Raw genomic sequence first — 14,073 nt, forward strand, 5'->3', positions numbered from 1 at the left:
TCGCTGACCGCCGGTTGCACTGAATCACCAACTCGCCGGTCCTGAACCGTGGACTCGCGGGTTCTGAACGGTGGACTCGCGGGTTCTGAACGGTGGACTCGCGGGTTCTGAACGGTGGACTCGCGGGGTTGGGGTTAGGGGCGGTCGAAGTTGCGGGCGGCTAGGGCTCGGATTACGCCTGCTCGGCCTTCTGTGACCAGGCGGCGTAGGGCGGGTGGGTGGGACTCGTCGGCCAGCCACTCGTCGGATGCCGTGATCGTGTCGTCCGAGACCGCCCACGACGGGAACAGGCCCATCGCCACCGGCTGCGCACGCTCACTCGACCGCCGCGCCCACACGTCCGCCACGTCCGCGAAGTACCGCGACACGTACGGTGCGAGCAGCTCCTTCTGCGTGGGGTGCGAGAAGCCCGCGATGATCGCCTCGTTGACGGCGTTCGGCAACTCGTCGTCGTGCACGGCCCGCCGCCACGCCTCGGCCTTCACCTCGGCGGACGGCTGCAGCGCACGGGTCCGCTCCGCCTGCCGCTGCCCGGTCGCCGTCGGGTCCGCCGCCAGCGTCTCCGACACCTCGTCGCCGGTCGCCGCGTCGTGCGCCACCAGCGCCTGCAGCAGTCGCCACCGCAGGTCCGTGTCCACCACGAGCCCCGCCAGCGGCGCCGACCCGTCCAGCCACCCGCGCAGCACGGCCAGCTGGTCGGCCTCCAGGACCGACCCGCTCAGCGCGTTCACCAACGCCAGCTGCTGGTCCGACTCGGTCGCCGGATCCGAGGCCAGGGCGAACAGCCGGTCGGTGAACAGCCGCCAGCCCTCCGGCGCCCACGCCGGGTCGGCGTAGGAGTTGATCGCCGTCTGCGCCTGCATCAGCAGCCGCTGCACGACGCCGACCTCGGTCTCGGCGGGCAGCCCCTGCGCGACGAGCGTCACGAAGTCACGCGCCTTCAGCTCGGCCTCGCGGGTCATCTCCCACGCCGCCGACCAGCACAGCGTGCGCGGCAGCGGCTCGGCGATGTCACCGATCCGGTCCACGAGCGTCGCGAGCGAGTCCGGGTCGAGCCGCATCGTGCAGTAGCTCAGGTCGTCGTCGTTGACCAGCACGAGCTTGCCGCGCGCGACACCCACCAGCTCCGGCACGTCGGTGTGCTCACCGGTCACGTCCAGCTCGACGCGGTGGGTGCGCACCAGCTTGCCGTCAGCGCCGTCGACGGAGTCGTCGTACACGCCGACGGCCACCCGGTGCGTGCGCAGCTCACCGGCACCCGGCTTCGCCCCGCCCTGCGTGATCGCGAACGACGTGAACTTGCCGTCCGCGTCGACCTCGAACGACGGCCGAAGCGGGTTCAGGCCGGTCGTCTCCAGCCACTGCGCGCTCCACCACGACAGGTCGCGCCCTGACGCCTCCTCCAGCGCCGCGAGCAGGTCGGCCAGGGTCGCGTTGCCCCATGCGTGCTTCGCGAAGTACACCCGCAGCCCGGACAGGAAGTGCTCCTGCCCGACGTACGCGACGAGCTGCTTCAGCACGGAAGCGCCCTTGGCGTAGGTGATGCCGTCGAAGTTGACCTCGACCGCCTGCAGGTCGGGGATGTCCGCCGCGACCGGGTGCGTCGAGGGCAGCTGGTCCTGCCGGTAGGCCCACGACTTCTCGATGTTCGCGAAGCTGGTCCACGCGTGCTCGTACTCGGTCGCGCCCGCCTGCGCGAGCACCGACGCGAACGTCGCGAACGACTCGTTCAGCCACAGGTCGTTCCACCACCGCATGGTGACGAGGTCGCCGAACCACATGTGCGCCATCTCGTGCAGCACGGTCTCGCAGCGCCGCTCGTAGGCGTACCGGGTGACCCTGCTCCGGAACACGTAGTCCTCGAGGAAGGTCACGCAGCCCGCGTTCTCCATGGCGCCCGCGTTGAACTCCGGCACGAAGCACTGGTCGTACTTGCCGAACGGGTAGGGCACGCCGAAGTTGCGGTGGTAGAAGTCGAAGCCCTGCTTGGTCTCGGTGAACAGCCGCTCGGCGTCCATGTGCTCGGCGAGCGACGAGCGGCAGTAGATGCCGAGCGGGATGGTGGTGTGCTCGTCGCTGTACTCGTCGCGCCATTCCGCGTACGGGCCGGCCACCAGCGCGGTCACGTACGTCGACATCGGCTTGGTGGTCTCGAACACGTGCCGGACCGCGCCCTCCGGCGTCGCCTCGCTGGACTCGGCGGCCGCGTTGGAGATGACCTTCCAGTCCTCCGGCGCGATGACCGTGAAGCGGAAGGTCGCCTTCAGGTCGGGCTGGTCGAAGCAGGTGAACATGCGCTTCGCGTCGGCCGTCTCGAACTGCGTGTACAGATACACGCCGCCGTCGACCGGGTCGGTGAACCGGTGCAGGCCCTCGCCGGTGTTCATGTACCGGCAGGTCGCCTCGACGGTCAGCTCGTTCTCATCGAGGACGTTCCCCAGCGCGATGCCCTTGTCCTCGCGGTAGTCCGAGACGTCGACGGCCGTGCCGTTCAGCGTGGCGTTCTCGACGGACGCGGCGACCAGGTCGATCCACGTGTCCGCGCCTGCGTCCCTGCTCGCGAAGCGCACGGTCGTCGTGGACCGGAAGGTGGCGTCGCCCGGCTTGCCGCCGCCGTCCGTGAGGTCCAGCTCGACGTCGTAGGACCGCACGTCGAGCAGCGCGGCGCGCTGTTTCGCTTCGTCACGGGTCAGGTTGGGCGGGGCCACTGGTCACCTCAGGTCGTAGTCCGGTACTGACAATCCTGTTCATCGGCATCCAATCACCCGGCGGTATGGTTTGGCCCGCCAGGCGTGAAGAACGGGAAGAACTCCTCGGTTCTCTCGGTTGACCCGGTTATGACCGCATCAAACGATACGAAGGTCGACTTCTACTTCGACCCGTTGTGCCCGTTTGCCTGGATCACCTCCAGGTGGATTCTCGAAGTCGAGCAGCAGCGCGACGTGGACCTCCGGTTCCGCGTGATGAGCCTGTCCGTGCTCAACGAGGGCCGCGATCTCCCAGAGGACTACCGAAAGATGCTGGACAACGGTTGGGGCCCCGTGCGCGTGGCGATCGCCGCCGCGCAGCACCACGGTGAGGAGGTCCTCCGCGACCTGTACACCGCGATGGGCACCCGGATCCACAACCAGGGCAACAAGGACCTGGACGTGGTCATCAAGGAGGCGCTCGCCGAGGCCGGCCTGCCCGCTTCGCTCGCCGACGCCGCGCACAGCACCGACTACGACGAGGCGCTCCGCAAGAGCCACCACGAGGGCATGGACCCGGTCGGCATGGACGTCGGCACCCCGACCATCCACGTGGACGGCGTCGCGTTCTTCGGCCCGGTGCTGAACTCCATCCCACGTGGCGAGGACGCGCTCAAGGTGTTCGACGGCACAGTCGCACTGGCGAGTTTCCCCAACTTCTTCGAGCTCAAGCGCACCAGGACTGGCGATCTGTCCTTCGACTGACCCGTGTTGATGTGACAGGCTGGGACGTAGTCCCGGCGCACGCGTCACATCACGGAGGATCGATGGCCGCCCCCACCGTCAGCACCGCTCACTTCGTCAACGGATCGTTCACCGATAGCGATGGCGAGCGGATCGACGTCATCAATCCGGCGACGGAAGAGGTCATCGCATCAGTGCCCGCGGGTACTCAGCGCGACGCCGACGCGGCGGTACAGGCTGCCGCGTCGGCGTTCGAAGCATGGGCGTCGACGCCGCTGTCCGAGCGTGTCGCCGCGGTGGGCCGCATCAACGACGGCCTGCGTGCCCGCGCGGCCGAGCTGGCCGCGACGATCACCGCCGAGGTCGGCACGCCGATCATGTTCTCGTCGAAGGTGCAGGTCACCAACCCGGTCGGCATCACGGCCGGCGTGCTGGAGGTGGTCGAGAGCGGTGCGCTCGACCCGGTGACGTTCGGCAACTCGACGGTCGTGCGTGACCCGATCGGTGTCGTCGCCGCGATCACCCCGTGGAACTTCCCGCTCCAGCAGATGGTCGCCAAGGTCACGCCCGCCCTGGTCGCGGGCAACACGGTGGTCCTCAAGCCCAGTGAGGTCGCGCCGCTGACCGCGGGTCTCCTGGCCGCGATCATCGAGGAGGCCGGGCTGCCCGCCGGCGTGTTCAACATGGTCCACGGCACGGGCCCGGTCGTGGGGGAGGCGCTGGCCGCCCACCCGCTCGTGGACATGGTGTCGTTCACCGGCTCCACCAGGGCAGGCCGCCGGGTGGCCGCCGTCGGCGCCGAGACGATCAAGAAGATCGCGCTCGAGCTGGGCGGCAAGTCCGCGTCCGTGGTGCTCGACGACGCCGACCTGGTGCGCGCGGTCAAGATCACCGTCGCGAACAGCTACATGAACAACGGCCAGGCGTGCAGCTCGTTCACCCGCCTGCTGGTGCCCGGGGACCGGCACGACGAGGCGGTCGAGGTGGCCGCCGCCGCGGCGGCGAAGTACGTGCCCGGCGACCCCACGCTGGAGTCGACCCGCATCGGCCCGTCGGTGACGGCCGCGCAGCGTGACCGCGTGGTCGGCTACATCCGCAAGGGCATCGAGGAGGGCGCGACCCTCGCGGCGGGCGGGCCGGACCCCGTTGAGGGTCAGGAGCGCGGCTACTACGTGCGCCCGACGGTCTTCGGCAACGTCAAGCCGGACATGACGATCGCGCAGGAGGAGATCTTCGGCCCGGTCCTGTCGGTCCTGCCCTACACCGACGATGACGACGCGGTGCGCATCGCGAACGGCACCCAGTACGGCCTGGCCGCGGGCGTGTTCGGCGCCGACGCCGACCGTGCGCGTGCGGTGGCGGGCAGGCTGCGGGCCGGACAGGTGGACATCAACGGCGCCGCGTTCAACACGAAGGCCCCGTTCGGCGGCTTCAAGCAGTCCGGCAACGGCCGCGAGTTCGGCCGCTACGGCTTGGAGGAGTTCACCGAGCTGAAGTCCATCCAGTCCTAGCCAGTCCGCCTCCCCGCGATTCGAAAGTGTTGGCTGCGTCCCAGCGAACGATGCGGATCTCTGGTGGTTGGTGGCCGGCTGCCGTCACGTTCCCCTGAGGTCCCGTTTGGTCGCGAGGCAGTGCCGACCCGTGAGCGGCGATTGGCCGAACGAGCCGGTTAGCGCCTCCTGGCCAGGTCGTTGCGCTGGCGGCGCACGAACTCCGCGTCGACCGGGTCCCCGTGACCGGGCACGACAACCGTCGGCCTCAGATCGAGGATCCGGTCGAGCGCGGCAGGCCAGTCGGACACGTGCGAGTCCGGCCCGACGGACGGCGGCGCGCCCTGCTCGACCAGGTCGCCCGCGAACACCACGTCGACGTCGGGCACGTGCACGAACACGTCGTGGTCGGTGTGCGCCGGGCCGGCGTGGACGAGCGTCACCGTGCGCCCGCCGAGGTCCAGCAGCACCGACGACGTGATCACCTCGGTCGGCGCGACCAACTTCGCCGTCGCGAGGCGTTCCGCCTGCTCGGCCTTGCCGTCGGAGCGGTACTTCGCCGACCACACCCGCCGCTGCCGCTCGCCCTCCGCGAGGATCAGCGACCGGCACCGCTCGTGTGAGATCACCGAGGCGGGCAGGAACGCGGCCGTGCCGAAGAAGTGGTCGAAGTGCGCGTGCGTGATCACCACGGTCCACGGCAGCGGCGTCACGAACCGCACAGCGGCCGCCATCGACGCGCCGTGCACCTCGTCGGTGCCGGTGTCGATCACCAGGCAGTGCGTGTCACCCACGACCAGCCCGAGCGTCTGGTCCAGCTCGACGTAGCGGCGCGCGTAGACCCCGTTCGCGACTTCAACCCATCGGCCGCTCATGCGGCATACACGCCATCGGTGAGCACCGGCACGACCCTGCCGGCGATGGACGGCCGCAGCGACCACCCGGCGTGTCCGATCGACTCGTCCAGGCCGGGCGGCGTCAGCGCCGCTTCCGCCGCCTCGGCCGCGCGCTCGTCGCGCCACGTCAACGGGAGGACCCGCCCGCCTCGACCCGGTGCCGCATCGACCGTGGTCGTGAACACCAGCACCGCGCAGTGGGGACCGAGAGCGCGAACACCGTCCAGGCCCCACTCGACACGAAGGTCGTAGCCGTCCTGTTCGAAGACCGTCACCAGGCACATGCTTCCAGAACTGGCAGAATGCCGGGCGTGCGTGTCTACCTGGGTTCCGACCACGCCGGCTTCGAGCTGAAGGCGCATCTCGTCAAGTACCTCTCAGAAGCCGGTCACGAGGTCACCGACATCGGCCCGGCCGAGTACGACGCGGCGGACGACTACCCGCCGTTCTGCGTCGAGGCCGCGCGCCGCACCGTCGCCGACGCGGGCAGTCTCGGCGTGGTGATCGGCGGCTCCGGCAACGGCGAACAGATCGCGGCCAACAAGGTGCCCGGCTGCCGAGCCGTGCTGGCCTACACCATCGAGACCGCCAAACTCGGCCGTGCGCACAACGACGCGCAGGTCGTCGCCGTCGGCGGGCGGATGCACACCGAGGAGGACGCCACGGCCATCGTCGAGGCGTTCCTCGCCACGCCGTTCTCCGGCGACGAACGCCACGCACGGCGCATCGCCATGCTGACCGACTACGAGCGCACCGGCACCCCGCCGCCGCTGCCCGCCTGAGCCGTGCCAGAGGGACACACACTCCACCGGCTCGCCCGCCTGCACACGAAGCGGTACGGGAAACGCCCGGTCTCTGTGTCGAGCCCACAGGGCCGGTTCTCCGCGCCCGTGGTCGACGGCAGGGTGCTGCAGCGAGCCGAGGCGTACGGCAAGCACCTGTTCCACGTGTACGGCCCGGACGCGATCGTGCACGTCCACCTCGGCCTGTACGGCACGTTCACCGAGCAGCCGCTGCCCACGACGCTGCCGGTCGGCCAGGTGCGGATGCGCATGGTGGGTGAGACGCACTGGACGGATCTGCGTGGCCCGACCCGGTGCGAGGTGCTGAACGTCGCCGAACAGCGGGAGCAGCTGGCGAAGCTGGGACCGGACCCGCTGCGCCGCAACGCCGATCCGTCCGTCGCGTACGCGCGGATCATCCGGTCGAAGCAGCCGGTCGCGGCGCTGCTGATGGAGCAGAAGATCCTCGCGGGTGTCGGCAACGTGTACCGCGCCGAGCTGTTGTTCCGCCACGGCGTGCACCCGATGACGCCGGGCCGTGCCCTCGACGACGTGCTGTGGAAGGCGATGTGGGCGGATCTGGTGGACCTGATGCGGGACGGGGTCCGCAAGGGCCGCATCGACACGGTCCGCGACGAGCACCTGCCGCACGTGACCGGCCGCGCGCCGAGGGTGGACCGGCACGGCGGCGAGGTGTACGTGTACCGGCGCACGGACATGCCGTGCCTCGTGTGCGGCACGCCGGTCCGCAAGGCGGAGCTGGCGGCACGCAACCTCTACTGGTGCCCCACCTGCCAGGCCTGAGTACCTGAACGGCACCTTCGAGACGAAGGTGCCGTTCAGGGTGCCGACTCAGAACCCGCCGAAATCGCCGCCGAAGTCTCCGCCGTCGAAGCCCCCACCGCCGTAGTCGCCCCCGCTGTAGTCCCCGCCGTAGTCACCACCGCCGCCGTCACCACCGGCGTCGCCACCCCCGTCGCCGCCGTCACCACCGCCGTCGCCGCCCTCCGCGGCGTCGGCCTGGCCCTCGCCGTAGCCCTGCTCCCAGGCCTGCGCGTCCGGGATGCCGTACATGCCGGAGAACATCGCGCTGAACAGCAGCATCGACCCGACACCCCAGGCACCCGCCACGAGCGCGGGCTTCCACCACGGCTCGCTGTACCAGCCCTGCGGCACCGGCCGCCCGGCCACGCGCCCACCCGGGTAGTAGTGCGGCGTCGCGTCGCCCGGCTGCGGGGAGGCTTCGAAGTCGCGGCCTTCCACGTTCACCCTGCGGTCCTCGGTGACCGCGCCCGCACGCTCCCGCTCCGGGTCCACCGGCAGGTCCGGGCCAGGGTCCAGGTCCATGGCCAGCCGCGCGGCACGCACGTAGTACAGGCCTTCCAGGGCCGTCTTGGTGACGAGCCGGGCCTGCTCGGCCGTGGTGGCCTGTTCCATCTGCGAGCCCGCGGCCGTGTACCGCTCCGACGCGTCCGCGAGCGCCTGCTTGGCGGGCTCGTTCGTGCCGACCAGGTTCACCACCTGCCCGCCGAGCCGCTCGACCCAGCGCCGGGCATCAGCCTTCGAGTCCTCGAGGCGCTGCTGTTTGACGTTGGCCTGGTTCTTCATGTAGCTCGCCGCCAGTGCCACCACGACGAGCACCAGCACCACGACGATGATCGTCCCCATCGCGTACACCTTCCGACCGCTGCGAAGCCTTGATGAACGGACAACGGGGACGCTACGCCCGGAGTTCCGGCCACGCGGGGCGATTAATACTTCGGTAAGGATGCGACCCGGCGCCGGTCTGACCTATCGTGGGCGGGTGGTCTTCCGTCGGGGTCCGGACGAGCCGGTGCTGGTGCGTGAGGCCACACAGAACGACGCGGAGGCCATCAGCGAGGTGCACGCCGAGGCATGGCGGGTGGCGCACCGGGACCTCTTCGAGACCCGATGGCTGAGCAGGTTCGTCGACGAGCGGCGCGAGCGCTGGAAGTCCGTGATGGCGTCGCGCGAGTTCGTGCGGAACACACTGCTGGTGGCGGAACGCGGCGATCGCATCGTGGCGTTCGTCTACCTCGGCCCGCTCGACTACGGCGTGCGGGAGGGCGAGATCTTCGACCTGTACGCCCACCCGTCGGCGTGGGGCAGCGGTGTCGCGCGGACGTTGATGGACAACGCGTGGGAGCTGCTGGTGGAGGTGCGGTACCGCAGGATTCGCCTGTGGACGATCACCGGAGCGAACCGCGCCAGGCATTTCTACGAGTCGTTCGGCTTCGCTCAGACCGGCAGGACACGCGAGCGTGACTTCGGTGACGGCAGGCCCGTGCTCGAGGTGGAGTACTTACGCAGCACCGGATAACGCGGCGCGGATGTCGTCCGGCATGGGCTTCTTGCCCAAAGTGGACGGATCGACGAACACGTGCCGCATCTCGCCGTCGGCGACAAGCCGGTCCCCGACCCGGAACTCCGGCCGGATGATCATGCTGGTGTTCCCGAGGTGCACGACGGGCATCGCGATGTCCAGCAGTTCCTCGAACCGCGCCGCGCTGCGGTACCGGAGCGTCGCCTCGGCCACCACGATGTCGAACCCACGGGTGACCATTTCCTGGTAGGGCCCGATCCGGTCGCGCCACAGCTCGGTGATCGCGTTGTCGTAGTAGAAGAGGTAGTGCCCGTTGAAGACGACGCCCTGTTGGTCGCACTCGCTGTAGCGCACCCGCAGCCGGTGCACGAAGGCCGTCACCGCTCACCCGCCCTGTCGGTCGCGGCGAACCGGTGGAGCCGGGCGGCGGCCTGAGGCGCCAGCCGTCCGAACACGATCCCCGCCCGCTTGACCGGGTCGGCGACGTCCACTTCGGCCCGGTCGTGCCGGATCGCCCGCACGACGGCAGCGGCGACGTCCTCGGCCGACTTGGGCCGGAACCCAGCGGGCAGCGCGACCCCGTTCTGGGTCTCGCACGTCCCGATGTCCCCGACGTTCACACAGGACACCCCGACCCCGAGCGGCCTCCAGTCCTGCCGGAGCGCGAGCGCGAACCCCCGAACCCCGAACCGCGTGGCACTGTCGAGCGCCGACCCGGGCCCAGCGGTCTTCCCGCCCAACGAGGAGAGAAAGACGATGTGCCCGCCCCCCTTGGCGACCATGCGCTCCCCAACCAACCGCGCGAGCGCGACCGGCGCACGCAGATTGACGTCGAGCACCCGGTCGACCTCGTCGAGACTGTGCCCGGTCAGGTCCCCGTCCCCGCCAGCGCAGGCCCCGAGCACGAGCACGTCCACGTCCCCGGCGACGTCGGCCAACCGCAGCAGATCCCCGCGGGAAGCAAGGTCGGCGACAACCCCCCGCCCCTCAACCTCCATGGCAAGCGACTCGACCACGTCGCCACGCCGCCCGCTAACCGTGAGCGAACACCCTTCGCCCCGCAACCGCCGCGCAACGGCCCGCCCCAGCCCCCCAGTGGCCCCGGTAACGAGAGCGGCCCCACGAATCTCCATGGCGGGATGGTAATCACCCCCACCGACACCCCCCGTGTCCAACCGCCCACAACAAGCACTAGGACACCACCACCAGCCAAGCACAAATCACCAAGACAAGAACCAACCAACGCAAGACCCCACCAAACGCCGGAAGCGAGAAGTCACCAAGACGAGCAGTCAACGAAGCGAGAAGTCGCCAACCACGAGTCGCCAAGCACCGCGAGTCGCCAAGCACGACGTCGCCAAGGCGAGAATCGTCACCAGATCAACCACGGAGGGGGTCCGGGGGCGAAGCCCGCCGGGCGGGGTGTGGGGGTTGCACCCCCACAAGAAATGCGAGTGAGCAAGGTGAGCGCTCTCCGCGAACACGGGAGCCCACGAACGAGCGGGTGACGGGAATCGAACCCGCATGACCAGCTTGGAAGTTGAGAGACATGCATGCCGGTTGACCAGGCAGAGCCTCTACCAGCACGGTCAGGTCGGTGTGTCCGCGAGTCCCCGTGATTCCCCCCGGAATCCCCTCCCGTCTGGCACGGATCTGGCACGCCGCTGCATGCCAGGCCAACCGCCCAAACGGAGCTCGCTCCGCTCGCCGCCCTCTCATTCTGTGGCATGCGTCACAGAGACATGGGTACCGTCGGCCCCTCACCCCCTCCAGATGTCGGTTACAGCGGTTACAGCGGTTACATGCCTGGTCAGAGTGTGTGCACCGTGGTTACCCGTCCGGTTACAGCGGTTACAGGACAAAGACGCTGAAACAGGCCCCCTGTTTCAGCGTCTTTTGCTGGTCGGCGTTGGGGTGTAACCGCAGTAACTTCGACGGTAACCCCGGCACGCGCCTCTGACCTGCGGTGTTACCGATGTAACCGCAGTAACCGCCATCCGGAGGGGGCCACGGGGGTGTAACCGCAGTAACCGGACCCGTTACGCGTCGGCAGGCGCCCTGACCTGCAATGTCACCCATGTAACTGATGTAACCGATATCTGGACGGGGGGAGAGCCAGCACCCTCGTCAGTGCGGGTGCCTGGGTGGAGCTTTGGTTTCCAGTTGAGACTTCTGGCAGGACGGCACGTCGCCCAACTGCTTGATGTACACGACCACAGCCAGTTGCCCACACGCGCACTTCTCCCCAGGTCGGGGTTCTCGCGTGGGAGTGGTCACCCGTCGATGGTGGCAAAACGTCTCGAACGACGCAAACGGAGTAAGCGTCTACTGTGGACGATTCGTGCTGAACGTCTCAGAGAGTAACTATCGACGTCGACAGTATGTAATCGTCTCGACGTGCCGCCGCCTCATCTCGTCGCGACGGGCATCGCCGCGCGGGAGATCGGCGTTGCCCGATCCACGCTTGCCCGATGGTGGGCTCAGGACCTCGTCAAGCCAGCGCTCATCACGGCTGGTGGACACGCCAGGTGGGACGTCGACGACCTCAAGCGGCAGCTACGCGAGCGGCCCCCGGCCGAGTAGCTGAGGGAGCCGCAGGCCACGCGTCGGCCGACGAGACCTGTCCGACCAGGGTGTATGGACGCTGCGCCTCAGGTCACCGTGGTCACTTGTTCAATCAAGGCGCTCTCGCCTTTTGCTGGCACTTCAAACAATGCGCCCGACCATCTGTCTGCCACGTCTGCCGTTCGCACGTGCCTTGCGCCAATTGACAGATAGTAATCCTGCAATTGTGGATTAGTTCGCCAAGCGTCCCAACGTACGATGTCTAGGCCGCATTTTGCGGCGCGATCCTGGGTCCATCGAATCATGAGTGCGCCAAGCCCCTCCCCACGACGTTCGATTTTGGACGCCATCTTGCTCACGTAAACAGCACGTTCCCGTAGTTCGTCGGGAGTCCAGAAATCGGGGTCGCCTTCCGTCGTGAGCGTAATGGTTGCAATGGCTTCGCCGTTCTCTTCGAGTAGCCACGTCTCGCCGCGCTCAATGTTGTTGGTGAGTCTGGTCCTGAACGTGCGTCCTGTGCTCCACTGATCACTCCCCCTGGCTCGAAGCCAGTGGATACGTGCGTCAAGCAGCGCCATGACTGTGTCGAGGTCGCCATGTTCAGCCAGGCGCATTTCGTACGGTTTCGCCATCTGTCACTTTTCCATGAGTTTCTGGCGTTCGTAGAGCATCACGTGTTTTGATCCAATCAGCACGTTTATCGTGTGTCGTACCGGCTGGTCGTCGTCGGTGAATCCGGTCACGCGATGAACAAGAACGGGGGCTGTCACGGGCAATTCCAAGCGAGTCGCTTCGTCGGGAAGCGACATTCGGGATTCGGTTTCATCGATGGCGCGCACTTGTTGGTAACCAAGGTCTGCCAATGCCTGATTGGTTCCACGAGCTACGTCGGCGGGATTCACGATCTCGGAGCCCTGGACTAGTTCGAGTGGATAGAACGAATCATTCAGGTTGAACGGCTCACCATCCAAGTACCGCACGCGCCGACGTGCCACCACTAGGTCATCGTCGCCAAGCTCAAGCCGTGTCGCCACTCGCGGCGGAGCCTTGATGATCTCCACGGTGATCTTCTGGGAAGGCTCACGACCCAAGGTCGTTTGCTCCTCCATCCATCGGTCCATCTCTGGACTTGCGGGATGAGGCCGCCACTCCGCCTGCGGCCGGTAGTACATCAGCTCGTGCTCACGCACGAAGTACCCACGCGGCCGCGCCGGGCGAACCAGCCCCTCATTCACCAGGACCGTCAGCCCCTGCCGGACGGTGGCGCGTACCGCGCCAAACCGCTCCGACAGGTCCTTCTCGGTCGGGAGCTGGGCGCCGGGCGGCAGCTCCCCTGAGTCGATCATCTGCCTGAGCCAGTCCGCCACTTGCTGGTACACGGGCTTGGACGACTCGGATGTGCGCGGTGCCATGCGGCCAAGTTTGCCCTGATCAGAGGCCATTGTCTAGTCAATCCATACGAAGGGGTTGACACATCCAGGTTGAATCCGCATTCTATTCATTGTCTAGTCAATGCAGACAGAGCAGACGATGGAGGAGAGATGGACGCAGAGCTGGTTCACCCGGACGGGCTGACCTCGGAGGACATCGACCAGTTGCTGCGTGAGGCAGCGGCACACTGGACGGTTTCGGCGCGACCGACGTCGGCCTTCCTGGACGGGACCGCTGAGCAGCGGCGCGTACGCCGGACGGCCCGCCGTGAGATCGGTGCGGTGGTTCGCGTGTTGCCGTCGCGTCCGCAGGTGGCTTCCCCGGCCGGGGAGGTGGCGTGATGAGTGAGGGCCGTTTCGGCGGGGAGCTGGAGCCGTACACCGCCGCCGCGATCCGGGCGGTTGCCAACCCGGACAACTGGCGCGGCCTGAACGAGAAGGGGAAGGCCGACCTTCAGGCCGAGATCGACAAGAACCTGACCAAAGAGCAGAAGCGCACCGTGAACGCGCTGATCAAGAAGGGCCACAAGTGATGAGCACGTTTCTGAAGCTGAACGCCTTCACCACCGAGCACTCCCGCCAGGGTGTGTCCGTCACCAACCCGTCGGTCACGGTCGAACTCGGCAACGGCACCACCGTGGAGTTCCCGGCGCCGTTCGTGCCGGTCAGCGGTTACCTCGCGGTGGTTCCGGCCATCTCGGCGGACGGTGAGACCGGGGTACGGGCCGACTTGTCGCGGTGGTCACCGGCCTACATCAGTGGTCGGCTCGTCGTCGTGTTCCCGGTCCACTTCAGCGACCAGGCCACCGCCGTGCGGGCTGCCCGCGCGTTCGACGCGAACCCGGACACGTCGTGGACCGACTCGTTCGACCAGAAGATGGCGTGGCTGCGCGAGTGGGGTCCGGAGAACGGGGTCCGGCCGTGACCAACGCATGGGAATCCGAGTTCACCCGGTCTGGCGCTCACTCCGCCAAGAACGCGCACCAGACCGGGGCTCCCAACACCCAACAGAGTGGAGAGAACACGATGGTAGCCCCGGAAAACCCGATTCCCTCGTTCACGCTCGCGGCGGACGTGGTCCTGTTCGCCCACGACCAGCACGGCGCCCTGCACGTGCTGCTGATCGAACGCGTCT

Annotated in this window: 17 protein-coding genes; 9 read left to right on the top strand and 8 right to left on the bottom strand. The window is 67.9% G+C overall.

Features of this window, described 5'->3' with window-relative positions:
- Positions 1-134: 134 nt before the first annotated feature.
- The gene (gene pepN / locus WBA97_RS37480; RefSeq protein WP_424235777.1) at positions 135-2,708 is read right to left on the bottom strand and encodes an aminopeptidase N; all 2,574 of its coding nucleotides are present in this window, start codon (positions 2,706-2,708) and stop codon (positions 135-137) included.
- Positions 2,709-2,837: 129 nt separating this feature from the next.
- On the opposite strand from pepN, the gene WBA97_RS37485 reads away from it, so the two are divergent.
- On the top strand, positions 2,838-3,452 hold the full coding sequence (locus tag WBA97_RS37485) for a DsbA family protein (protein ID WP_424235778.1): 615 nt from the start codon (positions 2,838-2,840) through the stop codon (positions 3,450-3,452).
- A 62-nt stretch (positions 3,453-3,514) separates the two neighbouring features.
- Positions 3,515-4,942 carry an aldehyde dehydrogenase family protein gene (locus tag WBA97_RS37490; RefSeq protein ID WP_424235779.1) on the top strand — a complete coding sequence of 476 codons (1,428 nt, stop codon included), beginning with the start codon at positions 3,515-3,517 and terminating at the stop codon, positions 4,940-4,942.
- Between the two features lie 158 nt (positions 4,943-5,100).
- On the opposite strand, the gene WBA97_RS37495 is transcribed toward WBA97_RS37490, so the two are convergent.
- Together WBA97_RS37495 and WBA97_RS37500 are read right to left on the bottom strand one after the other, a co-directional pair.
- Positions 5,101-5,796, bottom strand: coding sequence for an MBL fold metallo-hydrolase (locus tag WBA97_RS37495; RefSeq protein WP_424235780.1), 696 nt, complete (start codon positions 5,794-5,796; stop codon positions 5,101-5,103).
- Complete coding sequence (locus tag WBA97_RS37500) at positions 5,793-6,092, bottom strand: hypothetical protein (RefSeq protein WP_424235781.1); 300 nt, start codon at positions 6,090-6,092, stop codon at positions 5,793-5,795. The genes WBA97_RS37495 and WBA97_RS37500 overlap by 4 nt, the downstream gene beginning before the upstream one ends.
- A 36-nt stretch (positions 6,093-6,128) precedes the next feature.
- On the opposite strand from WBA97_RS37500, the gene WBA97_RS37505 reads away from it, so the two are divergent.
- Positions 6,129-6,599: a ribose-5-phosphate isomerase gene (locus tag WBA97_RS37505; protein WP_424235782.1), complete on the top strand. Its 471-nt coding sequence runs from the start codon at positions 6,129-6,131 to the stop codon at positions 6,597-6,599.
- A gap of 3 nt (positions 6,600-6,602) precedes the next feature.
- Positions 6,603-7,403, top strand: a complete 801-nt coding sequence (locus WBA97_RS37510; protein WP_424235783.1) for an Fpg/Nei family DNA glycosylase — start codon at positions 6,603-6,605, stop codon at positions 7,401-7,403.
- Positions 7,404-7,451: 48 nt separating this feature from the next.
- Here WBA97_RS37510 and WBA97_RS37515 read toward each other — a convergent pair whose 3' ends face one another.
- A complete protein-coding gene (locus WBA97_RS37515) occupies positions 7,452-8,267 on the bottom strand; it encodes a hypothetical protein (protein ID WP_424235784.1) in 816 nt (271 codons plus the stop codon).
- Positions 8,268-8,403: 136 nt separating this feature from the next.
- Here WBA97_RS37515 and WBA97_RS37520 point away from each other — a divergent pair, with 136 nt between their 5' ends.
- Positions 8,404-8,940, top strand: coding sequence for an N-acetyltransferase family protein (locus tag WBA97_RS37520; RefSeq protein WP_424235785.1), 537 nt, complete (start codon positions 8,404-8,406; stop codon positions 8,938-8,940).
- On the opposite strand, the gene WBA97_RS37525 is transcribed toward WBA97_RS37520, so the two are convergent.
- The gene (locus WBA97_RS37525) at positions 8,923-9,324 is read right to left on the bottom strand and encodes an acyl-CoA thioesterase (protein ID WP_424235786.1); all 402 of its coding nucleotides are present in this window, start codon (positions 9,322-9,324) and stop codon (positions 8,923-8,925) included. The genes WBA97_RS37520 and WBA97_RS37525 overlap by 18 nt on opposite strands.
- Entirely contained in the window at positions 9,321-10,076 is a 756-nt protein-coding gene (locus WBA97_RS37530; protein WP_424235787.1) for an SDR family NAD(P)-dependent oxidoreductase, read from the bottom strand. The genes WBA97_RS37525 and WBA97_RS37530 overlap by 4 nt, the downstream gene beginning before the upstream one ends.
- A gap of 1,264 nt (positions 10,077-11,340) precedes the next feature.
- Between WBA97_RS37530 and WBA97_RS37535 the strand changes: the two genes are divergently transcribed.
- Entirely contained in the window at positions 11,341-11,526 is a 186-nt protein-coding gene (locus tag WBA97_RS37535) for a MerR family transcriptional regulator (RefSeq protein WP_424235788.1), read from the top strand.
- Positions 11,527-11,594: 68 nt separating this feature from the next.
- Here the strand turns inward: WBA97_RS37535 and WBA97_RS37540 are convergent, their stop codons facing one another.
- Positions 11,595-12,140: a GNAT family N-acetyltransferase gene (locus WBA97_RS37540; RefSeq protein WP_424235789.1), complete on the bottom strand. Its 546-nt coding sequence runs from the start codon at positions 12,138-12,140 to the stop codon at positions 11,595-11,597.
- 3 nt (positions 12,141-12,143) lie between these two features.
- Positions 12,144-12,920: a GntR family transcriptional regulator gene (locus tag WBA97_RS37545; RefSeq protein ID WP_424235790.1), complete on the bottom strand. Its 777-nt coding sequence runs from the start codon at positions 12,918-12,920 to the stop codon at positions 12,144-12,146.
- Positions 12,921-13,049: 129 nt separating this feature from the next.
- On the opposite strand from WBA97_RS37545, the gene WBA97_RS37550 reads away from it, so the two are divergent.
- From WBA97_RS37550 to WBA97_RS37560, 3 genes are read left to right on the top strand one after another with little or no spacing between them, the layout of a single operon-like run.
- Positions 13,050-13,280 (top strand): hypothetical protein, encoded by a 231-nt coding sequence (locus tag WBA97_RS37550; protein ID WP_424235791.1) that lies wholly within the window; start codon positions 13,050-13,052, stop codon positions 13,278-13,280.
- A complete protein-coding gene (locus WBA97_RS37555; RefSeq protein WP_424235792.1) occupies positions 13,280-13,471 on the top strand; it encodes a hypothetical protein in 192 nt (63 codons plus the stop codon). Before WBA97_RS37550 ends, WBA97_RS37555 begins: the two co-directional genes overlap by 1 nt.
- Positions 13,471-13,863, top strand: coding sequence for a hypothetical protein (locus WBA97_RS37560; RefSeq protein ID WP_424235793.1), 393 nt, complete (start codon positions 13,471-13,473; stop codon positions 13,861-13,863). The genes WBA97_RS37555 and WBA97_RS37560 overlap by 1 nt, the downstream gene beginning before the upstream one ends.
- Positions 13,864-14,073 lie beyond the last annotated feature (210 nt).

The sequence above is a fragment of the Actinophytocola sp. genome (assembly GCF_049647105.1).
GTDB lineage: Bacteria > Actinomycetota > Actinomycetes > Mycobacteriales > Pseudonocardiaceae > Actinophytocola.

Excerpts from the sequence above, each read along its gene's own strand:
- WBA97_RS37515 (WP_424235784.1), bottom strand. The coding sequence starts at position 8,267 with ATGGGGACGATCATCGTCGTGGTGCTGGTGCTCGTCGTGGTGGCACTG.
- WBA97_RS37495 (WP_424235780.1), bottom strand. The coding sequence starts at position 5,796 with ATGAGCGGCCGATGGGTTGAAGTCGCGAACGGGGTCTACGCGCGCCGC.
- WBA97_RS37490 (WP_424235779.1), top strand. The coding sequence starts at position 3,515 with ATGGCCGCCCCCACCGTCAGCACCGCTCACTTCGTCAACGGATCGTTC.
- WBA97_RS37555 (WP_424235792.1), top strand. The coding sequence starts at position 13,280 with ATGAGTGAGGGCCGTTTCGGCGGGGAGCTGGAGCCGTACACCGCCGCC.
- WBA97_RS37560 (WP_424235793.1), top strand. The coding sequence starts at position 13,471 with ATGAGCACGTTTCTGAAGCTGAACGCCTTCACCACCGAGCACTCCCGC.
- WBA97_RS37540 (WP_424235789.1), bottom strand. The coding sequence starts at position 12,140 with ATGGCGAAACCGTACGAAATGCGCCTGGCTGAACATGGCGACCTCGAC.
- WBA97_RS37550 (WP_424235791.1), top strand. The coding sequence starts at position 13,050 with ATGGACGCAGAGCTGGTTCACCCGGACGGGCTGACCTCGGAGGACATC.
- WBA97_RS37485 (WP_424235778.1), top strand. The coding sequence starts at position 2,838 with ATGACCGCATCAAACGATACGAAGGTCGACTTCTACTTCGACCCGTTG.
- WBA97_RS37530 (WP_424235787.1), bottom strand. The coding sequence starts at position 10,076 with ATGGAGATTCGTGGGGCCGCTCTCGTTACCGGGGCCACTGGGGGGCTG.
- WBA97_RS37545 (WP_424235790.1), bottom strand. The coding sequence starts at position 12,920 with ATGGCACCGCGCACATCCGAGTCGTCCAAGCCCGTGTACCAGCAAGTG.